Consider the following 23,201-nt stretch of genomic DNA (forward strand, 5'->3'; position numbering starts at 1 on the left):
TGCAGATACGCAGCAGGGTACGGAAGTGCTGTTGTCATTTGACATGGCCAGCAAGGAGGAGGTTGATGCGCTGGCGGAAAAAGTACGGGCTGCCGGCGGTAAAACCGACCATACCCCGCATGACATGGAAGGATGGATATACGGCGGCGTGTTTACCGATATTGACGGCCACCGCTGGAACCCCGTGTACATGGACTTCAGCAAAATGCCAAAAGGATAAGTTTTCGTCGGCACATTTGCCCGTCATGTATACTTTGCCGCTATGGCACGCTTCCGGGAGAATAGCTTTGCTGTATTAATAACGGCAAAGCCTTTTTTTATGAAAGCAGCTACAGAACGTAAGATCATCCGCTGGCTACATATTGTGCTCAGCATTCCCATACTGGGATATATTTACGGGCCGGTGGCCGGTAACCCTCCTGCGGCCAATGCCGTGCGTTGGGTATTTCTGCCGGTGGTGGTGCTCAGCGGGCTATGGATGTGGAAAGGGCACTTGCTGCGGAAACGCAGGAGGGAAAAGCATCAAAAATATCAAATGCAAAATGTAAAATCTTAAATGTAAAAGTAACCGCACCAGGGTAATACCTACATTACTGCAGTAAACAGCCATACACATACAGCCGCAAACAGGGTATTGAGAAAATTCACCAGGTCGTTGCCCATATAACGCTTACGCTCAAACGCAGCGCCCAGTACGGAATCTGCCACATTACCCAGTACGCCTGCCAGTCCGGTGAAAAAGAACTGCCTGCCAAAACCAGCGGCCAGCGCATACATAAAAGCAATAATAAAAGCGCCGGCAATGCCTGCCAGCGTACCTTCCAGGCTTACCACACCATCCAGCCCGCGCACATCTTTTTTAAAGGTAAGTATGTTGTAATGGTTACGGCCGTACACCATGCCAAGCTCCGAAGACAATGTATCTGACGCGGCGGCAGCCAGGCTGCCGGCCAGCATGCCGTGATACAGCGCTGCATGCACAGGATCTGCCAGCGTGGCCAGCGCCATCAGCGCCGCTGTGCCGCCGTTGGCCAGCACCTGCCACGCATTCCTGGCCTGGGGATGAAAGCCGTTGGGGTGCAGTGCAGCCTTTACATCTTTCCGGTGAGCGGTTGCCAGCACGCCCAGCGTAAAAAAAACGGCCAGCAGCAGCAAACCATTATACCCCGCGCCTGCAAACACCACAAAACCCACTATGCCCGCTGTGAGTGCAGCCGTTACTGTTAGTTTGCGGGTACGTATGCACAGTACAATAACTACCAGCAGCAGCACGGTTACAATAACGGTATTGTTCAAAGTTAAATGTTGCATAAGAAGCAGTAAAGCTATGTAAATATAAAATCAGCAGCGGATTAGATGTATTAACGGCATCAAATAACAGGAAGGCTGCCGGCATAATGCCGTGTAGCCCTGCGCCGGCATACACCCTGGCAGCTGATCATTATTTGCCGCTGTCTGCTGTTTGCCGTTTACCAATGAACCGTTATATTTGTAACCGTTTGGTTACTATTAGCAGCAGGCGCCGGCTTCCCCTGCTGTTAACGCCACCTATTTGTTGTATCATAAAACCTTGCACAATGACGGAAAACGAAAACAAGCCATTTGCAAAAGCGTCTATGCTTATCCGTAAACCAGTAGCAGCCGTGTTCGACGCCATTGTAAATCCTGATGTGATCACTAAATTCTGGTTCACGCACAGCAGCGGCCCGCTGGCAGCAGGGCAGCAGGTAACATGGACCTGGGGCATGTTCAACCTTTCGGTGCCGGTTACAGTAAAAACCGTTACACCACACCAGGAGATTGTGATGGAGTGGGGAAACGGTAAAGATGTTACACAGGTCACCTGGACCTTCAAAACCCTGGAGGGCAAAGGCACCTATGTAACAGTGGTAAATGATGGCTTTAAGGGTAATGCCGGCGAAGTGCTGGCCGCAGTGCGCGGCAGCACGGAAGGGTTTACGCTGGTGCTGGCGGGCGCCAAAGCCTATTTGGAGCATGGCATACAACTGAACCTGGTGGCAGATAAGTTCCCGGAAGGGGTGCAGTAACCACGCCTTTATTGATCACAAACCGCAGGGTATACAGGCCCGCTTGCTGCCGGCCCAACACTGCGCGGCTTAATTACTTTCCGCCAGGGCCTTTAGCTTTTCCAGGGCCTGGGGCCAGGTTTGCAGGAAGTATTCCCTGAAGGCGTCTGCAATGTCTATATCTACCGTTACTTCTGTTTGCCCGTTCACTGTTTTCAGGGTATAGTTTTCATGCGCGCCCGCCCATTCCCTGCCGGCAGGGCTTTCCAGGTCTTCCACGCCGTTCTTTACAATGCCCAGGTGCTCTATCGACATGTATTCGTTAGGGATGCTTTCCGCGATGGTAGATACCATGCCTTCATTCGTGTCACCCAGGAACAATACCTTGCTGCCTTTTTTCCAGTCGGTTTCTGCACGCGAGCCCGGGCTGAACACGGCCGTCCATTGCCGGTAGGTGTCGTCGTTCCAGAGGGTGCTCCAAACTTTTTCGCGGGGTGCGTTCACTGTAATGCTGAATACTTGTTTTTCCATTGTTGATGGTTTTAAGTAATCAATAATTGTAAATACAGGTTAAATGGTACGTAGCAAAGTTGCAACTCTTTTTTATAAGCCGGGAGGGTAAATAGCGACTAATACAGGGGGAGATTCCGTCACGGACGGCGGCTGTTTTTTTATACATTGTTCCTTTCTGCTGGCAGGACAGCAAATAATAATATAACTTACCGCAAAATAATTTCCATGCCTTATAACGAACAACTGGCCGCGCGGGTACGCCAGGCGCTGGCCGGGCTCCCTGCTGTAGCGGAAAAGAAAATGATGGGCGGACTTACCTTTATGGTAGATGAAAAAATGTGTGTGGGGATTATGAAAGATGAGCTGATGTGCCGCATTAACCCGGATGTATATGCAGCCGCCCTGCAGCGGAAGGGCTGCCATGAAATGGCTTTGGGCGGCAGGGTGCTGAAAGGGTTTGTGCTGGTTGGCCCGGAGGGTATACAAAAAGAGGCTGATTTCAGCTACTGGATGCGGCAGGCGCTGGCGTATAATAAGATGGTGCCCCGGCGAAAGTAGCGGGCAGGGATATTTTGCGAACTTGCCGCCCGATAATTGCTGAAATTCAAAAAAAACCGTATCTTAATTATCGAATTGTTATTCTATTCTTATACATACCCCGAACACCACTTCTATTAACCTGATTCTCACTTTCTTTTCCTATTATCCGGATGCATTTACAGAATAGTTGTACCCAGTTCAGTAATATTAAATCCCGTAGTACACTATGAAACGTATTGTATTATGTACGATGCTGCTCCTGCAAAGTGCTGCTGCCGTATATGCACAAACGCAGGCATTTTCTGTAGATATTACAGCGCCCCGGTCTTTTTATACCATGCAAAAACAACCGGAATGGTGCTGGGCAGCCTGTAACCAAATGATGCTGAATGCAGTAGGCATCCCCGAAACCCAGGAGAACCAGGTGGTAAAGCTGTACGGACAACTGGTGAACCGTGGCGCCGGCACAAATTATGAGCTGGCGCGTATGCCGCTGGGCGGCCGTTATGAGAATGAGCAGGGAGAAACGGTAAATGTGCGGGTATATATTTCCTATGGCCGTTTTAATGACCCGGACGTGATCATTGACCATCTGAAAAAAGATATTCCCCTGGTAATGGCCACCAAAAAGCACGGCCGTATTTGTGTGGGCGCGGATTATGTAACGGATGGCAGCCGTTCCCGCATTACGCGGGTGCGCCTGATGGACCCTGCCGGGCCGCGCGAGCAGGTGGTGGAATATACCATGGAGCAGCTGACAGAAGCAGGCCTGATAGGGTTTATGACCATTGACCTGCAGCAGGGGGAAATGTAAAATGTAAAATACTAAATGTAAAAGCAGGGCAGTGCGTTACCTTAATGAAGGCGCAACACTTGTACCTGACTTTTACATTTAGTATTCTACATTTAATATTTTACATTCCTCTATTTATCCAGCATTTTCATGCTGGCTTCAGCGTAGCGGCTGCCCTGTACCGGGTAGCGATCCAGCAGTTCATTGATAGCGGCAAGATCTGCGGGAGTAAGGCGCGCATCAACAGCGCCGGCATTATCCTCCAGGTATTTGCGGCGTTTGGTGCCGGGAATGGGAATAATGTCCTGCCCCTGGGCGAGCACCCAGGCCAGGGCCAGCTGTGCCAGCGTGCATTGTTTGCCGGCTGCAATAGCTGTCAGCTCGTTTGTAAGCGCACGGTTATTGTCCAGGTTATCGCCTGAAAAACGGGGCAGGTTTTTGCGGAAATCATTATCCGGCAGCTTGCTCATATCCATGCTGGTAATAAAGCCCCGGCCCAGGGGAGAGTAGGGCACCAGTGATATGCCAAGCGCGCGCAGCGTGGGCAGTATTTCAGCTTCCACATCACGTGTCATTAAAGAATATTCTGTTTGCAGCGCTGCAATGGGGTGTACCGCATGAGCCCTGCGGATGGTAGCGGCGCTGGCTTCGCTCAGGCCCAGGTAGCGCACCTTGCCGGCTTTAACCAGGTCGGCCATTGCGCCTACGGTTTCTTCAATAGGCACGTTCTTGTCTACACGGTGCAGGTAGTATAGATCAATTGTATCGATCTTCAGTCTTTTCAGGCTGGCGTCTGCAGCGGTTTTTACCCACTCCGGCGATCCATCGGCATAGGTACCGGGGCTGGCGCTGGTGCCGGCTATGCCGTCTTTAAAGCGGATGCCGAATTTGGTAGCAATAAAAATTTTGCTGCGGTTAGGCACCAGTACGTTGGAGATCAGCTTTTCATTATCCCCGTTGCCGTACATGTCGGAGGTGTCCCAGAAGTTAATGCCCAGGTCTAATGCCCGGTTTAAGGTAGCAATGCTCTCTGTATCATCGCGGTCGCCGTAAAAGGCGCTCATTCCCATACATCCTAATCCAATGGCAGACAGCTGCTCCTGCGTGGTTCCCAGTTTTCTGTATTGCATAACGAAATTTATTTAGCACTTCAAAATTACGCCGCGGCAGGTTCCCGGCAATTAAACCATTCAAACAAAAGATTGCAAATTTCAAACAAGGGGTGAAAAGGTAAAAGTAAAAAGTAAAAAAGTAAAAAGATGAGAGGGGCTGCCGTCTATAGTCTTATATAGGTATGCGATGTGTTTTACATGCAATGTCTGCATTTACTTTCACCAAATAACCTGCCTATTTTATTTCAGATGCAGATCTTATATCCTGTATCCCCTATCCCGTATCCTATATCCTATATCCTATATCCTGTATCATTCATGCTACATTATTCATTCTACATCATCATTCTACATCATCAATCCTGCGCCCTTTTTACTTTTTTACTTTTTACTTTTGCTTTTACTGCAAAAGCTAATTTGAATAACTAATCCTGTAAATGTTGCAAAATCGTTATAGTACCAGGGTTCAGCTGGCTGACAGCTGAATGACAACCCACCGGTTTTTTTATAAAGCTTGTTTAAAAAAACTGTCACTATTTATATTCCCCTTATGAAAATAAGAAGGATTGCCTTATCTTCAGTACGATCGCTGTTACTCATCCAACTCCCGAATGAAAAACCCGAATTCAAATGAAACGTCCTCTTAAACATGCCATTATCCCCGGTGTAGTGGGCTTATTTTTATTTTCCGCCTGTAGCAAATCATTGCTTGTTACACCCGATATACCCGATAGCAGCACTAAAACACCTGTAACCAGCAGCGAAGTAAAGGCCCAATCCACCACGCCCGTAGGCACGGTCATATACACGAGCAATGGTTACACGCTTACTTTAACCAATAACGACGCTACTTTTGACGATGCCGAACGTCAGCGGCTGGTGAACACATTCTTTACCGTTTACCCGAAATTGTTAAATCGTTTTTATACCGGCGCTACCAAAAAGGTGAAGTTCGTTATAGATCCCACCTATAACGGCGTGGCCTATACGTCCGGTGCTGTCACCACCCTTAGCGCTGCCTGGTTTCATAACCACCCGGAAGACATTGACGTGGTAACCCATGAGGTAATGCACATTGTACAGGCCTACACCGGCGGCGCACCGGGCTGGCTTACAGAAGGCATTGCCGATTATGCCCGGTACAAATACGGCGTAAATAACGGTCCCGCCGGCTGGTCATTACCGGCCTGGAACGCTTCGCAAAACTACACAGATGCTTACCGCGTAACAGCCCGCTTCCTGGTATGGCTGGAGCTGCATGTGCGCAGCAGCATTGTAAATGACCTGAACACCGCGCTGCGTACCAAAACATATACCGGCAGCACCTGGAGCCAGCTCACAGGCAAATCCGTAGACCAGCTGTGGGCCGATTATTCACAAAACCCTGCATTATAAAATAACACGCTATTGAGCAATTAAAGTGAACACAGTACCGTAGCGTTGCTGTTACTATTCTCTCACCCCGGGAGCGATGAACAGCCGATCCTTTTCAGCAGCGCTATCTCCACGTATGCGTATATACGGCGCCGTAACCCGGCTGCCGCAGGTACTGTTTATTTTCATTATTTAAACTAAACCGTATGAAAATTCCACCGCTTAAAAGCTGCATCCCGCGCAGCATACCCGTTTTACTATTGTGCCTGGCTATCTCCTGCGGCAAGGATAGCGTTATTCCGCTGCCGCCCGGAACAAACACCGCTGCTGTAAAAGCAGCACTGGCCGCGCCGCCTGCCACCTGGCAGGAGCATTGGTTTGAGCATAACCAGCTGCTGAGCCGTATGTTTTACGACAATGATGTAGCTGTGTATTATGATAATGATGTAAGCCGCAGCGTTACCTGGCCCTATACTTACATGGGCGATGTGTGGCGCTATACCAAAAGTGTTTACGGCGCCTTTGGATCAGATCCGCGTTTGTTTGCCGTTTTTCATACCGGCAAATACAGCGGCGGCCATCCATCTACCTACTTTGACGCCAGCCACGACTACCGCAACGTGATAGACGTAGGCTCGGGCAGCACCAGCGCCTGGCTTTCAGGCGCCGGTAACGACCTGGATATTGTTACGCATGAGGTAGCGCATATTGTGGAAGGCGCCTCCAAAGGCTATCATAACTCCCCGGCTTTTGGCATATGGGGCGATAGCAAATGGGCGGAGATCTTTATCTACGATGTGTATAAAGGTTTGGGGCGAACAGCCGATGCTACGCGCTGGTATAACCTGGTGATCAATAATACCGATGGCTATCCCCGCGCAGGCACGCAGTGGTTCAGGAACTGGTTTTACCCCATTTACCAGTTGAAGGGCACTGCAGGATTAAACAAATATTTTACGCTGCTGGCGCAGTATTTTCCAAAGAACGGCCAAAACTATGCCCGTGATATGAACATGGGCGAGTTTGTGCATTTCTGGAGCGGCGCCGTAGGAAAAAACCTGAAGGCCCAGGCTACTATAGCCTTTGGCTGGACTGCCCAGTATGAAACGCAGTTCAACCAGGCACGCGCCGCATTTCCGGGCATTACCTACTGATTGATGAATAAAGGGGGATGCGCTTGTAAGTACTCACCCCGCGGCCGGCGTCTGCCATTCAATAGGCGGCCGGCCGCTTTCAGAACCTGCTGGCCAGGTCCCCAAAATACGGTCAGGCACAACATCATCAACAGCATATACAGGTATTTCAGCAGCATCAGCCAACGCATAGGGCAACCGTTTCTCCCTCCGGCCACAGGACGATGGCGTTTTTCAGCATATCAATCTCGCCCCTAAATTCTTCCCTAGCGCGATCCGGCGCAGCCGCGCATAATACATACCAGGCAGGCAGCGGCTCGCATTTATGTGCAGGAGCCGTTTATTTTTTCCCTGCTGCAGCAGCTGCGGGGCAGTGTAGTCCATGAATGGTAAACGGAATATTCCAAAATCTTGCTAAATTCGGACCGTAAACGGTAGTTTTATTATTGAACAAGGTGTTTATACAGCGATTCCACAAATCCATTACCATCCTATTTATCTTGTTAATTGTCTGCTGCAGGGTATTGGGTCAAACCTACGGACTTGATTTCCGCAGCCATGAAGTATTCCAGGATAACCGCACCGGCCTGGCCCTGGGCCTGGACCATTCCCTTTGCGCAGCCGGTAATATGGAGCTTGCCTTTGAAGTATCTTTTATTCCCAATCAGAAGAATTATTTCGGCTACCTGGTGCGGGTGATTACAGACGACGGGCGGAACATAGATCTTATATATGATTATGATAAAAGTCCGCCCATCCGCCATTTCAGGGTTGTAATAGGCGATACTTTTTCCGGTATTGTGTTTGACCTGCCCGGTATTGGCACAGAAGACCGGTGGCATACCTTCCGCCTTCAGTTTAACCGTAATAAGGGAACGATGCGCCTGCTGGCCGATAACCAGGTATTTGAGCAGCCGTTGTTGCTGCGCAGCCGTTGTTTTAAATTGTTCTTTGGCGCCAACGATTACCTGCATTTCAAAAATTCCGATGTTCCACCCATGATGCTGCGCAACATCCGCATCCTGGAAAACAACCGCCTGCAGCATTACTGGCCGCTGAACGAAGCAGCGGGCAGCCTGGCGGCCGATTCGCTGGGCGGCAATAACGGCATGGTTACCAATGCGCAGTGGGTAACACGTATGCGCAGCAACTGGCAGCAGCACGATTCATTTACGATAGACGGCGCCGCCAGCGTAGCGTTCAGCCAGGAAGAGGAAGCCCTGTATATTGTAGGCCGCGACTCCCTGTTCCGCTATTTTATTCCCATGAATAAAATAAAAGCAGCTGCCTACAGTACCGGCCCGCAGGCAGTTTCCGCCAAGTACCAATCGTTTTACAACCCCGCTGATAAAAAGATCTATCTGCTTACCATCACCATGCAGGACATGGCCGTCCTGGATCCTGCCACACTGGCCTGGGACCGGCAGCTGCCGGTATTTACAGATGGAGTAAACTACTGCCACTTCAACAAATACTATTCACCGTCCGATAGCTCGCTGTATACGTTTAACGGCTACGGTTTCTTCCTGTATAAAAGCAATATTTACCGGTATCATGTTCCCGACGGCAACCTGCAGCTGGTAGATTCGTCAAAGACCAGCATGACGCCGCGCTACCTGGCCGCATTAGGCGCGGGCGCGCACGGCGCTTATATCATGGGCGGTTACGGCAGCGCCTCGGGGCGGCAGGTGCTGAACCCCCGCAACCTGTACGACCTGGATTATTTTGATGTGCGCACCCATACCATTAAAAAGGTTTACGACCTGAAGACCGACACCGATGAATTTGTATTCGGCAACTCACTGGTGGTGGACGAACCAGCGAACAGCTATTACGGGCTTATATTTCCCAAGCATAAATTTGATTCAGAGCTGCAGCTCATAAAAGGTTCTCTTACCCAGCCTGTGTTTGAGGCAGTGGGAGATAAGATCCCTTACCGGTTCCACGACATCCGCTCTTATGCAGATGTGTTTTACGACAGCACCGCCAAACGCTTTGTAGTGCCCACGCTGTTCTATGATGAGGAAAACAACCGCACCACCATTAATATTTATACGCTATACGGGCCGCCGCTACCGGCGCTGTTACCGGCTCCCGTGCCTGCGCACCATTACACCCGCGTTATTGTGCTGTGCGCTGCTGTTGTTTTACTGTTGTTATTATTGTTTATCATACGCAGGCGCCGCAGGTTACAAACCACGGTTGCCGCCGCGCCGCCTGTACCTGTTACACCACCGGCTATGGTTCCGCCACCGGTGCAGGCAGCTGTCAACGGTGCGCATCATGATGCCGCTGTTAATCTGCCGGTGGCTGCGCCTTCTGCGCCTAACCCGCCTGCTGCTCCCGTTGCAGCCATACCGCCTGCGGCTACAGCACCTGCTGAAAAGGTAACCATTCACCTGTTTGGTGATTTCCAGGTACGCGACGCAGGCGGGGAGGAAGTTACCCGGCTATTCACGCCGCTGATACGGGAGCTGTTCCTGGTTATTTTATTGTACAGCATCCGGTGGGAGCGGGGCATCAGCTCTGAAAAGCTCAAGGAAATATTGTGGTCTGATAAATCCGCCGCCAGCGCGCGTAATAACCGCTCTGTAAACATCGCCAAGCTAAAGAACATCCTGGAAAGGATCGGTCATATCCGTATTTCCAAAGACACCGGTTACTGGAAGATAGATATTGACTACGATAAGGTGGATATTGACTACAGCCGTTACCTTGCCATTATGCGCGATAAGGGCCAGCTGAACAAAACCCTTATGGCCGGCCTGGCAGATATTATACAGCGGGGCAGCTTTCTTACCAATGACGAGCATGAATGGCTGGATGTTTTTAAATCGGAAATTTCCAACGAGATCATTGATACCTATATGCACTTCGCCTCTTCTGTTGACCTGCGCGAAGACCCGGATTTCCTGATCAAGCTCGCAAACTACGTTTATTACTTCGACCCTGTGAACGAAGATACCATGAGCATCAAGTGCAAATCCCTGGCTTACCTGGGCAAGCACTCCCTGGCCCGTGATACCTTTGAACATTTCGGCAAGGAGTATAAGCGCCTGTACGGAGAGGATTTTGAAAAGAATTTCCAGGAGATACTGGAGTAGGGCAGGGGCAGTGATTTTCCGTAACTGTATTATAACCTGTTCGTGAGCTACCCGCAAATATTGCCTGCTGTTTTCCCGCGGGGGGCGGCAAATGGGCTGTACCAGCCTGTTTGAAAGTCTGCTGCATCATTAATTCTTCAGTTCTGCTTTTCCGGCGGTACGGCGAATGGGCTGTACCTGCTTGAAAGTCTGCTGCATCATTAATTCTTCAGTTCTGCTTTTCCGGAGGTACGGCAAATGGGCTGCACCCGCCTGTTTGAAGGTCTGCTGCAGCGGTAGTTATCGTGTCAGCATCTTTTTACTAGGGGGCTTTATCAATCGTGTCGCGCCGGGCAAAGGCCCATTTGCCGCACCTCCGGAACCGCAGTGTGGGATAGAGGCAGTGAAATAGGGCAGTGGGCTGCCGCGTTGAAGGCCGGTAATTTATTACGGCTGTCAGCATATGGGCTGGCGGTGGTTCTGGTTCCGGCACTGGTTCGGGCTTATACTTCCCGTCACTGCCGTCAATACTTCACTGCTTTCCATAGGGTACGCTTCGGCAGGTCCGGGCGAAGAACCTTGGCCGGCGTGACATGCTTGATGAAGCTCCATGAATTGCGATTGCTCATACAACCTGCTGCGCTTAATGGATATTCAAAGCAGGCGGGCGCAAATATTCACGGCTGTCAGCATATGGGCTGGCGCTGGTTCTGGTTCCGGCACTGGTTCGGGCTTATACTTCCCGTCACTGCCGTCAATACTTCACTGCTTTCCATAGGGTACGCTTCGGCAGGTCCGGGCGAAGAACCTTGGCCGGCGTGACGTGCTTGATGAAGCTTCATGAATTGCGATTGCTCATACAACCTGCTGCGCTTAATAGATATTCAAAACAGGCGGGCGCAGTTCGTAGCCGGACCTGCGATGCGACCCACCTCAAAAGAAGAACACAGAAACCTGCGATGCACCCCTCCGCTCATCCGCAATTACAACCGCTCAATGATAACGCTAACACTAATTAACACTACCGCCGGCCCTATTAGTCCTTTATTAGTGCTTTATTAATGCCCGCCGGTTAATTTTATTTACAGCACCGTTAAAGATACAGCGGCATTCACGCCGGAAGTTCCACGTTATTTTCTATTTCCATCTATAAGACCAACAGGAAACCATGGTTATACGGGGAGTGTAACAGGAGCGGTCATTATGGCCGCTCCTGCCAACCCGGCAAAGCAGGCAATGCACCGCCGGTTTACACGGGCGCCGGCAACCATGCAATCTATATAGGCATACATTATTATAAATAAACTAACCGCGTGTGAAAATAAATGTGATAACAAAAGTGCGCCTGGCCGGCGATTTTTTGCCAGTTAATACGCTAATTATAGCGTTTGTTAAGGGCAGCAGCAGCCGGTTAATCTGTAATTAAGCATTTGTTAAGCGGTGCCCGTTTAACTTGTCGCCGTTTCAACCAAATTGTAAATCCACATTTTAAACACCACGGTATGAAAAAAATGCTATTTATGGTACTGGCATGTTGTATGGTCTTACAGGGCTATGCGCAAAACATAGCCGTCAGGGGCAGGGTTACCGACGAGAGCGGGGAACCGCTCATTGGCGCGGCGGTAAAAGTAAAAAATGGTAACAAGGGCGCCGTTACCAATACAGAAGGCCGCTTTTCGCTGGAAGTTCCCAACAACACCCTTTTAGTGATCTCTTATGTAGGGTACGTAGCAAAAGAAGTACCCGCATCCGCGCAGGAAATGCGCATTTCCCTGGCACGCAACAACAGCAGCCTGGGCGAAGTAGTAGTGGTAGGCTATGGTCAGCAGCGCCAGGCTACCCTTACCGGTTCCATTGCCACCGTAAAAGGCGATGAAATTAAAACCACCCGTAACGAAAATGTGCTGAACATGCTCAGCGGCCGCCTGCCGGGCGTACGCGTAGTGCAGAACAGCGCCGAGCCGGGCTCTTTCAGCAACAGCTTCGACATCCGCGGCCTGGGTGCGCCGCTCATTATCATCGATGGGGTACCCCGCGGCAACCTGAACCGCCTGGACCCCAATGATATTGAAAGCATTTCCGTGCTGAAAGACGCCGCCGCTGCCGTTTACGGTGTGCAGGCCGCCAACGGGGTAATCCTGGTTACCACCAAAAAAGGCAAGGCCGGCACCACACAGCTCAACTACACCGTAACGGTAGGGCTGCAAAAGCCCTCCGGCCTGCCCAAGGTGTTAGGCGCTATCGACTGGATGACATTGTTCAATGAAAGAGCATTGCACAATGTGAACGGCGGCTCGCCGGTATACAACCAGGCCGATTTCGACGCCTATGCAAGCGGCGCAAAAACCAGCACCGACTGGTATGGCGCGGTAATACGCAGCACCGCTCCGCAAACAGAGCACAGCCTCACTGCCAGCGGCGGATCGGAAAAAATGACCTACTTCGTAAGCCTGGGCTATTTAAGCCAGCAGGGCTTCTGGAAATCAGGCGACCTGAATTACAAAAAGTACAACGTACGCTCCAACCTTACGGCAAAAATTTCCAACAGTCTTACCGCAGAACTGCAGCTGAGCGGCATTTCAGACACCCGCAACCAGCCGTATGAAGACTCCTGGAGCATTTTTAAGGCGTTGTGGCGGCATCCGCCTACCTATTCGCTGTACGCCAACAACAACCCGGACTACATCAACTACCTGGATGATAACGGCACCAATGTGCTGGCCCTTACCAATGCAGATATTGACGGGTATAAAAAGTCCGTGTCCAACACCTTCCAGGGTACGTTTTCGCTGAACTATGCCGTACCCTTTTTAGAAGGGCTGAATGCCAAAGCGCTGTACAGCTACGATTATTCAACATCGGACAACAAAAATTTTTCCCGTTCCTTTAATGTGTACCAGGCCGTGAATGCGGGCGACAGCATCGTATATAATCCCAAGCCGTTGCAAACACCGTCTAATGTAAACAGATACTATGGCGCATCGCCCAATACCATGCTGCAGTTTTCGCTTAGCTACGCGCATACCTTTGCCCAGGCGCATAATATAGATGTGCTGGGCGTGTATGAGGAGCGCACGCAAAAGTCGGACAACTTCAGCGCCAGCCGTTACCTGGTACTGGGCACGCTGGACCAGCTGGGCACCGGCACCACCGCCAACCAGGTAGGCACGCAGGACCTGAACGGCCTTACCAACTATGCCACCAAAAGTTTTGTAGGCAAGGTGCATTACGATTATAACTCCAAATACCTGCTGGACCTCAGCGGCCGTTACGATGGTTCTTCCCGTTTTGCGCCTACCGGCCAGTGGGGCTTTTTCCCGGCCGTATCTGCCGGCTACCGCGTTTCAGAAGAAGCATTTATAAAAGATAATCCGAAGCTCACCTTCATTGATAATATCAAGATCCGTGCATCTTACGGCGTAATGGGCGATGCCAGCGGCCTGCGTTTCCAGTACCTTACCGGTTACGACTATCCCGCTTCCGGCAACCTGCAAACGCTGCCCGCCGGGTCTGTGTTTGACGGCAACTTTACCAATGCCCTGGGTTTCCGCGTGCTGCCTAACCCGGATATTACCTGGTTCAAATCAAAGTCGCTGAACTTTGGTTTGGATGCTGATTTCTGGAATGGATTGTTCGGCTTTCAGTTCGACTGGTTCCGCCGCAACCGCGATGGGCTGCTGGCTAACCGCCTGCTGTCGCTTCCCGGTTCCCTGGGCGCCGCCCTTCCGCAGGAGAACCTGAACAGCGACCAAAGCAACGGCGTGGAGCTGCTGCTCACGCACCGCAACCGCATTGGCCAGGTGAATTACAATGTAAGCGGCAATATATCTTACACCCGTACCAAATGGCGTCATTATGAACGCGCTGTTGCCGGCAACTCCTACGATAACTGGCGCAACAACGTAAACGACCGCTACAACGATGTATGGTGGGGCTACAGCGGCGCCGGCCGGTTTGAGTCGTTCCAGGATATTTACAACTATACCATAGATAACGGCGGCGGTAACCGCGCCACCGTACCGGGTGATTATAAATATGAAGACTGGAATAACGACGGTTATATCGATGACCTGGATCGTCATCCTATTGCATCTACGTACAACGGCAATACCGACAGGGGCACCAGCACGCCCAACCCGCCCCTTATCAATTTTGGGATAAGCATAGGCGTAAGCTATAAGGGTTTTGACCTGAGCGCGCTTATACAGGGCGCTGCCATGAAATGGATCGCCTACCCGGAAGCGCTGGCCACGCCGCTGAACTTTAACGGTAATGCGCTGGAGCAGTACATGGACCGCTGGCACCCTGCAGATCCTGCGGCCGACCCGTATGATCCGAACACGCAGTATGTGCCGGGCCACTTTGCCATGACAGGCACCGGGTTCGATGGCAACTCGTCCTTTGCGGTAAAAAATGCCTCCTATGCCAGGCTTAAAAGCCTGGAGCTGGGCTACACCTACGTGTTTCCGCCATCCGTTACCCGCAAGGCCAGCTTAAAGCAGGCCAGGCTGTATGTGAACGCGTACAACATGTTTACGGTAACGGGCGTACGCTATGTGGATCCCGAACACCCGTCGGACCTGTATGGCTATGTGTACCCGCTGAACAAAACGTATAACGTTGGGCTGAGTGTAGATTTTTAATGATCCAATTAAAGCATTCCACAAATGAAAAAATTCATATATCCGTTACTGATACTGCTGTGTATAACCACTGCCTGCAATAAACTGGGCATACTGCCCGATAATATTGTGCAGGATAAAGATGCCTTTGCCAGCCCGGGAGGGGTAACCGCATATTTTGCGGGCCTGTACAACCGCCTGCCCATAGAGGATTTCAAGTATAATATGTCGGCCGGTTATAACCAGTTCAATTTTATCACCAATATTAATACGCTTACCGGTGAGCTGATGTCCAGGAACGTAGGCAGCGAAAGCAATGCGCAAACCGGCTACTGGAGCGATGCCTATGTGGTGATCCGCAACGCCAACTATTTCCTGCAAACCATGCCTGCCTATGCTTTTAACTTTGACCAGGCGCAGGTAGATCATTGGCTGGGCGAAGCCCGCTTTATCCGCAGCTTCACCTACTTTGAGCTGGCCAAACGTTATGGCGGCGTGCCCATTACGCCCGGTGTGCAGTATTATCCGCAGCAAGGGCTCGAAGAGCTGCAGGTGCCGCGCAGCTCCGAGCAGGAAGTATATGATTACATCGGCAAGGACCTCGACACCGCCATTATGCTCATGAACGCCACCAGCGAGCAGCGCGGCCGCGCCAATAAGTTCATAGCTGCCGCGTTGAAATCAAGGGTAATGCTGTTTGCAGGCTCTATTGCAAAATACAATACCAAGAACATTTCAGACCCTGCCACCGGCAAGCAGGTGCAGGGCATTCCTTCCACAGAAGCAGTACGCTATTTTAAAGAAAGCTACGATGCGGCAAAGCTGGTGGAAACCGGCGGTTATGCATTGTACCGCGCATCTGCCAACAAAGAGGAGAATTATTACAACATGTTCTTTGATGTAAGCAGCGCCAATAAGGAAGCCATTTTTATGAAAGAGTACAGCGATCTGAATGCGGTGCATAGCTTTGACCTGTTTGCCATTCCTAACCAGATGAAAGGCAAGGATGGCTACAGCTCTTACATGAACCCTACGCTGGACTACGTGGAGCTGTTTGACGGCCTGCCCCGCAACCCGGACGGCAGCCTTAAAACCATTGATGCCGCCACCGGCAAGTACGCTTACTACGATAACCTGTACAGCTTTTTCCAGAATGCGGAACCGCGCCTGCTGGCCACTGTGCTCATGCCTGGCGCCACCTTTAAAGGCCAGGTGATAGATGTGCGCAGGGGCATTTATAAAGGCGACATCAGCGGCGGCATCAGCCCGTTCCCCGGCAGTGAAAGCCCTTTTCCCAACACCACTAATCCTTACGCCAACAATCCCAACATAGTGCCCGCGGTGAACAGCAGCAACCTGCCATCGCCCATCGTAGACCTGCCCAACGGCCAGAAAATGAATGCAGGCGGCTTAAGCGGCACCTACGGCACTACCGGCGGCTCAGTGACCATTTCCGGTTTCTTCCAGCGCAAGTACCTGGATGAGCGCAAGCCCGTGGCAGATGTGATTGTGAACAAATCGTTCCAGCCCTGGATGGAAATACGCTATGCCGAAGTATTGCTGAACCGTGCAGAAGCCGCCTATGAGCTGCTGAGCGCAGGACAGAATGATGTTGACTACCGCCAGGATGCCTTTATGTGCATCAACGACATCCGCGACCGCGCGGGCGCAAACCTGCTGGCCAGCCCCGCAGACCTGAACGATGTTAACATCATCCGCAATGAAAGGCGCAAGGAACTGGGTTTTGAGAATAAGATCTGGTGGGACATCAAGCGCTGGCGTACAGCCGACACTGAAATACAGAACCGTGTTTGGCTGGTGCTCAATCCCATTTATGTAGCCGCCAACGGCAAATATATTTTCGATAAAAGAAGGTATGAAGGTAACCAGCAGTTCACTTTCCAGCCTATGTGGTATTATGAGCAGATACCCAACGGCGAAATCACCAAGAACCCGAAACTTGTGCAGAACCAGTGATGCGTTACCATCCATCCATAAAATAATAAACCATGAAACGATTTTCCATACATACCTTTATAACAGGCCTGGCAATAGTACTGCTAAGCGCCTGCGCCAAGAACGATAATTATGAGGAGCCGTCGGAAACCCTTACCGGCCGTATCATCGATAACAGCACCGGCCAGCCCATACAAACAGAATCGGCCGGCATACGCATGCGCCTCGAAGAGCAGACCTGGAATAACGGTACAGGTGTAATACCGCAATACTTTAACGTAAAACCGGATGGTACTTTTAACAACAGCCGCCTGTTTAAAGGCACCTATAAGGTATACCCTATGGATGGCGCCTTTGTGCCGCTGGTAACTACCAGCGATCCTATTGTGGATAACAGCAAAACCGTTGATGTTTCCGGCGTAACCAGCGTAGAGTTTAACGTAGATCCGTTCCTGAAAGTAGAGTGGGTGGGAGAGCCCGTGGTGAACGCGGATAAAACCGTAACCGTGCAATGCCGCTTTACAAGAGGCACCGCCAATCCCGCCTACCAGTTCAATGTAACGGATGTGTTCCTGTATGTGTCTACCACGCCGTTCGTAAGCAACGCCAGCTACGATAACCGCTACTCCAACCAGGTAAAGTATAGCGGTACGGCCGGCAATGCGCTGCTGGGGCAAACCGTAAGCATCACTACTAAAGGCACGCTGGGCGCCAGCCGCACTTACTATGTGCGGGTTGGCGCGCGCACGGCCGATAACGTAAATAAACGCTACAACTACAATGAGCCTAAGCTGGTAAGCATACCGGGCGTATAGTAGAAAAGTCCATGAACTAAGGAATTTAGTTCATGGACTTTAAAAACAGAAAATATTAAACTGCATATTCAATGACTAAATGCTTATTACTGGCCGGGTTGCTTTGTTGGGCCGTTTGTAAAGGAAACCAGGTGCGCGCGGTAAGCGGCGCACATTGCCATGTTGAACAAACAAAGCAAACCGGGGCCAAACAGGGCCCTGCGAAAAAGGCGCCCGCCAAAGCCGCAAAGGCCAAACCTGCCGCAAAGCCGGCAGCCAAACCCGTAGCCAGCGCGCAGGACATTGAAGAAGGCAAAGCCCTGCTGTCCAAATCAGATTGCCTGGCCTGCCATAAGGTAGATCAGAAGTTGGTAGGCCCGGCCTATATGGATGTTGCCAAAAAATATCCTAATACAGCCGCCAGTGTAACGCAGCTGTCAACAAAGGTGCTTAACGGCGGCTCCGGCGTATGGGGCCAGGTGGCCATGGCGCCGCACCCCACGCTGCCGGCGGCCGATGCAAAGAAAATGGTGCAGTACATCCTATCCCTTAATGCAAAATAACAGGCGCAGATGAGCAAATTACATAACAAGTGGCGTATAACGGCAGGCCTGTTGCTGGGCAGCCTGCTTATTTACCAGTGCCGGTCGTCACAACCCGCATTAAAGCATGATGCAACCGGCAAGGTGATTGTAAACCCGCATCCCGATCCTTCCTATAAATCCGTAAAAGACGCCATGCGGTCTATTTACCTGCAGCCCGGCTATCACCTGCAGCTGGTAGCCAGCGAGCCGATGGTGCAGGAGCCCGTAGCCATTGCCTGGGATGGCAATGCGTGCATGTACGTAGCAGAAATGCTTACCTACATGATGGACATCAACGGCACTGATGAGAACAAACCGGTATGCCGGGTATCGTTGCTGGAAGATACTAACGGTGACGGGCGTATGGATAAAAGCTCCGTGTTCATCGACAGCCTGGTGCTGCCCCGCATGCTGCTGTGCGTAGGCCATAAGCTGCTGGTAAACGAAACCTACACATACAATATTTACAGCTATGCCGATACCAACGGCGACGGCAAGGCCGATGAAAAGGTACAGGTATATAAGAACGACACGCCGGACACCCGCAACCTGGAGCACCAGAAAAGCGGCCTGCTGTGGAACCTGGATAACTGGATCTATGTAAGCTGCGACCCTGTGCGTTATAAGTACAAAGACGGCCGGCTGGTAGCCGACTCCCTGGCCAACTCGCCCGGCGGGCAGTGGGGTGTGGGCAACGATGATTACGGCCGCCTGTTCTTTTCCAGCGCAGGTGCGGAAATACCGGCGCTGGGCTTCCAGATCAACCCGTCTTACGGCATCCTGAATCCGCGCGATCAGTTCAGCGATGCATTTCAGGCAGTATGGCCTATCATTGCCACGCCCGATGTGCAGGGCGGTATGAGCCGCCTGCGCCCCGATACCACGCTCAATCATTTTACCGCCAGCTGCGGCCAGTCTGTTTTCCGCGGCAATGCCCTGCCGGCCGACCTGGAAGGCGACCTGCTTGTTTGCGAGCCGGTAGGCCGTTTAATACGCCGCGCCAAAGTAATAAATACCAACGGCAAAATAAGCCTGGTAAACGCCTACAACCAGCAGGAGTTTATTGCATCTACAGATATGAATTTCCGCCCGGTGAACACCGTTACCGGGCCGGATGGCTGCCTGTACATAGTAGATATGTACCACGGCATTATACAGGAAAGCAACTGGACAAAGGAAGGCAGCTTCCTGCGCCCCCGCATTTTGAACAAGGGGTTGGATAAGCATATTGGCCGCGGCCGCATTTACCGCGTGGTGCATGATGGCTACCAACCGGGTCCCAAACCGCATATGCTGGACGATAGCGGCCAGCAGCTGCTTGCCTGGCTCGATCATCCCAACGGCTGGTGGCGCGATAATGCGCAAAGAGAGATCATTGTGCGCAACGACCGCTCCCTTATACCCGCCCTGCAGCAGATAGCGCTGGGACAATCAGCCATTGGCAAAAACACCGGCGCACTGGCACGTATACACGCCCTGTGGACGCTGGAAGGTTTAAACGCCGCCGGCAAGGATATTTTATATAAAGCCATGCGCGACACCGCCGCAGCGGTGCGTAAAACCGCGGTTTGGATCAGCGAGCAGTACGTAAAGCAAAATGATGCAGACATGATCAGCCACCTGGCAGCGCTGCAGCACGACCCTTCGGCAGATGTGCAGGTGCAGCTGGTAAACACCCTTTCCACCGCTAAGTCGGACGAAGCAAAAAGCCTGGCAGCCGCTATTGTAAGCAACGGCGCCGATAAGGAGTTTATGCACGGCGTTGCCCGCAGCATTGAGGTGAATATTAATACTAAGCTATTCGGCCGCCGCCTGGGCAGCATGCCTGCTGCCAGCCGTAACCTTATTTTGCATGGCGCCACTATTTACAAACAGCTCTGCTCCACCTGCCATGGGCCGGATGGTAAAGGCATTGCAGTAGGCAACAGCGGCGCTACCGCTGCGCCGCCCTTTGTAGGCTCCGGGCGCGTGAACGGCGACGATGTAAAGCTTATGAAGATATTGCTCAACGGCCTTACCGGGCCTATTGACGGCAAAACCTATGCAGATATTATGGCGCCCTTTGGCGCTTCCAATAATGATGAATGGGTAGCCTCCGTACTCAGCTACATACGCTACACATTTGGGCAGCACCGTGAGCGTAACCGTAATTATTCACCGGTGGTATCGGTGGATAAGGTGAAGAAGGTGCGCGCCGAAACCGCCAACCGCGGCCGGTTCTGGACGCTGGAAGAGCTGGAGGAAAAATAACCGTTTATATAAACGTCGGAAAGGATTGGTATTGTTTTGTGAAGGTTCTTTTCAATGAAACAATATTGTCAATAAAGATTTAAAACAGGTGATCAGGTTAATATATAGCTGCATGTAAATATTGATGGATAATGCCGAAAAGAATAAAGATGAAGCACTTATTATATACCGCTGCCTGCTGCCTGGCCATGGCCGGGGCGGCACATGGGCAATCGCGTGTACAGTCCCAGCCGCTTTTACCGTCACAATCGCAGTCGCAGTCCCTCACGCAATACGTGAACCCGTACATTGGCTCCGGCGGCCATGGGCATGTGTTTGTAGGCGCCAGCGTGCCCTTTGGCGCTGTGCAGGTGGGGCCCACTAATATATTCAAAGGGTGGGACTGGGACTCGGGGTACAACTACGGGGACAGCATTCTCATTGGCTTTTCGCACCTGCACCTGAACGGCACGGGCATTGGCGACCTGGGAGATATACTCATTATGCCCTACACCGGCGAGATCAAAACCGATAAAGGCACAGAAGCAAACCACCGCGCAGGCTACGCCTCCCTGTACTCCCATGCAACAGAAAAGGTAAAGCCCGGCTATTACTTCGTAAAGCTGGATGATTATAATGTAACCGCAGCGCTTACTGCATCGGAGCGCGTAGGCTTTCACCAGTATAATTTTCCCGGCAGCGCCACTGCCCGCGTAATAATAGACCTGGAAGAAGGTACGCAGGACAAAGCCACCGCAACCTTTATTGAGCAGGTAGATGCGCAAACCTTTAAAGGCTACCGCTATTCAAAGGGCTGGGCAAAAGACCAGCGCGTGTACTTCGCTATCCGTACGTCCGTGCCCGTTAAGCAGTTCAGCGTATACGATAAAGACAGGCTGCAGCCCGGCAGCAGGGGAGAAGGCAATGCCATTAAAGGCATTATGAGCTTTGATGAAAGCCCTTTTACCCTGCAGATGAAAGTAGGCATTTCACCGGTAAGCGCCGATAATGCCCTGGCAAACATAGATGCGGAAATACCCGGCTGGAACTTTCAGCAGGTAGCCCGCAATGCAGATGAAAAATGGAATAAGGAGCTTTCCAAAATACAGGTAACCGCTAAAGACAACAAAGAAAAGCGCATTTTTTATACATCCCTCTATCATACCATGATAGACCCGGCTATTTTCAATGACCATAACGGCGACTACCGCGGGGCCGACAAGCAACCGCATAACAGCACGGCCTTTACGAACTATTCCATCTTTTCCATGTGGGACACCTACCGTGCCGCTCACCCGCTGTACACTATTATTGAGCCGGAACGCACGGCAGACATGATCAACTCTATGCTGGCTATTTATGACCAGCAGGGTAAGCTGCCCATCTGGCACCTGAACGCCAACGAAACCGGCACCATGGTAGGCATCAGCAGCATGCAGATAGTGGCAGAAGCTTACCTGAAAGGCATTAAGGGATTTGATGCAAACCGCGCGTACAACGCAATAAAAGGCACTGCCATGGGCGACAGCCTGGGCCTGATGTACGTGAAGAACTTTAAACCCATACCCGGCGACCGTTTCCGCGGTTCTGTAGCACGCGCGCTGGAATATGACATAAGCGATGCCAGCACCGCCCTCATGGCCAAAGCCATGCATAAACAGGACGACTACACGTATTTCAGCAAGCGCGCGCAAAACTACCATCAATATTACGACGCCGGTACCGGCTTTTTCCGCGCCGTATTGCAGAACGGCAGCCGCCGCCCGGATTTTGACGCCATGAAAGCGCCCAGCCGCGACTATACCGAAGGCAATGCCTGGCAATACCTTTGGCTGGTGCCCGGCGATGTGCCCGGACTTATAAAGCTCCTGGGCGGAGAAAAGATGTTCGCCGCCCGGCTCGACAGCTTTTTTACGCTGGACATTCAAAGCAGCAGCACCCTGCAGGATCTTACCGGCCTTATAGGGCAGTATGCCCATGGCAATGAGCCCGGCCACCATATCAGCTACCTGTACGCCTACGCCGGCCAGCAGTGGAAAACTGCTGAAAAGGTGCGCTACATAATGCGTGAAATGTACCGCGACCAGCCCGATGGCACCATCGGTAATGAGGATTGCGGGCAAATGTCGGCCTGGAACGTATTCTCCTCCCTGGGCTTCTACCCGGTATTTCCCGCTTCCGGCGCTTATGTGATCGGCAGCCCCGCGGTAGATAAAGCCGTAATACAAACGCCCTCCGGCAAGCCCTTTACCATTATTGCGGTAAATAACAGCCCGGAGAATATTTACATACAACGTATTACGCTAAACGGTAAGGAGTACACGAAAAGCTATTTGCTGCACAGCGATATTGTACGGGGCGGTACCCTGCAGTACTGGATGGGCAGCAAACCCAATTACAACTTTGGCGCATCACCCGCGCAGCGCCCGCAATAAGCAGCG

General features: G+C 51.6%; 17 protein-coding genes. 14 read left to right on the forward strand and 3 right to left on the reverse strand.

Annotated features, from left to right (window positions below):
* On the forward strand, positions 1-220 hold a 220-nt coding region (locus VFS25_RS14440), incomplete at its 5' end, for a VOC family protein (protein WP_326462865.1).
* Between the two features lie 99 nt (positions 221-319).
* The gene (locus VFS25_RS14445; protein WP_326462866.1) at positions 320-556 is read left to right on the forward strand and encodes a hypothetical protein; all 237 of its coding nucleotides are present in this window, start codon (positions 320-322) and stop codon (positions 554-556) included.
* A gap of 29 nt (positions 557-585) precedes the next feature.
* Here the strand turns inward: VFS25_RS14445 and VFS25_RS14450 are convergent, their stop codons facing one another.
* The gene (locus tag VFS25_RS14450) at positions 586-1,311 is read right to left on the reverse strand and encodes a DUF92 domain-containing protein (protein ID WP_326462867.1); all 726 of its coding nucleotides are present in this window, start codon (positions 1,309-1,311) and stop codon (positions 586-588) included.
* 266 nt (positions 1,312-1,577) lie between these two features.
* On the opposite strand from VFS25_RS14450, the gene VFS25_RS14455 reads away from it, so the two are divergent.
* Positions 1,578-2,048, forward strand: a complete 471-nt coding sequence (locus tag VFS25_RS14455) for an SRPBCC family protein (protein WP_326462868.1) — start codon at positions 1,578-1,580, stop codon at positions 2,046-2,048.
* A gap of 69 nt (positions 2,049-2,117) precedes the next feature.
* Here VFS25_RS14455 and VFS25_RS14460 read toward each other — a convergent pair whose 3' ends face one another.
* Positions 2,118-2,558 (reverse strand): SRPBCC domain-containing protein, encoded by a 441-nt coding sequence (locus VFS25_RS14460; RefSeq protein ID WP_326462869.1) that lies wholly within the window; start codon positions 2,556-2,558, stop codon positions 2,118-2,120.
* A gap of 207 nt (positions 2,559-2,765) precedes the next feature.
* Between VFS25_RS14460 and VFS25_RS14465 the strand changes: the two genes are divergently transcribed.
* Entirely contained in the window at positions 2,766-3,098 is a 333-nt protein-coding gene (locus VFS25_RS14465; protein WP_326462870.1) for a TfoX/Sxy family protein, read from the forward strand.
* Positions 3,099-3,306: 208 nt separating this feature from the next.
* Positions 3,307-3,894 carry a papain-like cysteine protease family protein gene (locus tag VFS25_RS14470; protein ID WP_326462871.1) on the forward strand — a complete coding sequence of 196 codons (588 nt, stop codon included), beginning with the start codon at positions 3,307-3,309 and terminating at the stop codon, positions 3,892-3,894.
* A 110-nt stretch (positions 3,895-4,004) separates the two neighbouring features.
* Here VFS25_RS14470 and VFS25_RS14475 read toward each other — a convergent pair whose 3' ends face one another.
* The gene (locus VFS25_RS14475) at positions 4,005-5,003 is read right to left on the reverse strand and encodes an aldo/keto reductase (protein WP_326462872.1); all 999 of its coding nucleotides are present in this window, start codon (positions 5,001-5,003) and stop codon (positions 4,005-4,007) included.
* Between the two features lie 612 nt (positions 5,004-5,615).
* On the opposite strand from VFS25_RS14475, the gene VFS25_RS14480 reads away from it, so the two are divergent.
* From VFS25_RS14480 to VFS25_RS14520, 9 genes are all read left to right on the forward strand, one after another.
* Positions 5,616-6,380, forward strand: a complete 765-nt coding sequence (locus VFS25_RS14480; RefSeq protein WP_326462873.1) for a basic secretory protein-like protein — start codon at positions 5,616-5,618, stop codon at positions 6,378-6,380.
* Between the two features lie 185 nt (positions 6,381-6,565).
* Positions 6,566-7,513, forward strand: coding sequence for a hypothetical protein (locus VFS25_RS14485; RefSeq protein WP_326462874.1), 948 nt, complete (start codon positions 6,566-6,568; stop codon positions 7,511-7,513).
* Positions 7,514-8,016: 503 nt separating this feature from the next.
* Positions 8,017-10,596 (forward strand): hypothetical protein, encoded by a 2,580-nt coding sequence (locus VFS25_RS14490; protein WP_326462875.1) that lies wholly within the window; start codon positions 8,017-8,019, stop codon positions 10,594-10,596.
* 1,481 nt (positions 10,597-12,077) lie between these two features.
* Positions 12,078-15,218 carry a TonB-dependent receptor gene (locus VFS25_RS14495; RefSeq protein ID WP_326462876.1) on the forward strand — a complete coding sequence of 1,047 codons (3,141 nt, stop codon included), beginning with the start codon at positions 12,078-12,080 and terminating at the stop codon, positions 15,216-15,218.
* A 24-nt stretch (positions 15,219-15,242) separates the two neighbouring features.
* Positions 15,243-17,174, forward strand: a complete 1,932-nt coding sequence (locus tag VFS25_RS14500; RefSeq protein ID WP_326462877.1) for a RagB/SusD family nutrient uptake outer membrane protein — start codon at positions 15,243-15,245, stop codon at positions 17,172-17,174.
* Positions 17,175-17,206: 32 nt separating this feature from the next.
* Positions 17,207-17,968 (forward strand): DUF3823 domain-containing protein, encoded by a 762-nt coding sequence (locus VFS25_RS14505; protein WP_326462878.1) that lies wholly within the window; start codon positions 17,207-17,209, stop codon positions 17,966-17,968.
* A gap of 71 nt (positions 17,969-18,039) precedes the next feature.
* Positions 18,040-18,510, forward strand: a complete 471-nt coding sequence (locus VFS25_RS14510; protein WP_326462879.1) for a c-type cytochrome — start codon at positions 18,040-18,042, stop codon at positions 18,508-18,510.
* Positions 18,511-18,519: 9 nt separating this feature from the next.
* Entirely contained in the window at positions 18,520-20,781 is a 2,262-nt protein-coding gene (locus tag VFS25_RS14515) for a DUF7133 domain-containing protein (RefSeq protein ID WP_326462880.1), read from the forward strand.
* Between the two features lie 149 nt (positions 20,782-20,930).
* Positions 20,931-23,195 (forward strand): GH92 family glycosyl hydrolase, encoded by a 2,265-nt coding sequence (locus VFS25_RS14520; RefSeq protein WP_326462881.1) that lies wholly within the window; start codon positions 20,931-20,933, stop codon positions 23,193-23,195.
* Positions 23,196-23,201: the final 6 nt, after the last annotated feature.

Source organism: Chitinophaga sp., assembly GCF_035761305.1.
Classification (GTDB): Bacteria; Bacteroidota; Bacteroidia; order Chitinophagales; family Chitinophagaceae; genus Chitinophaga.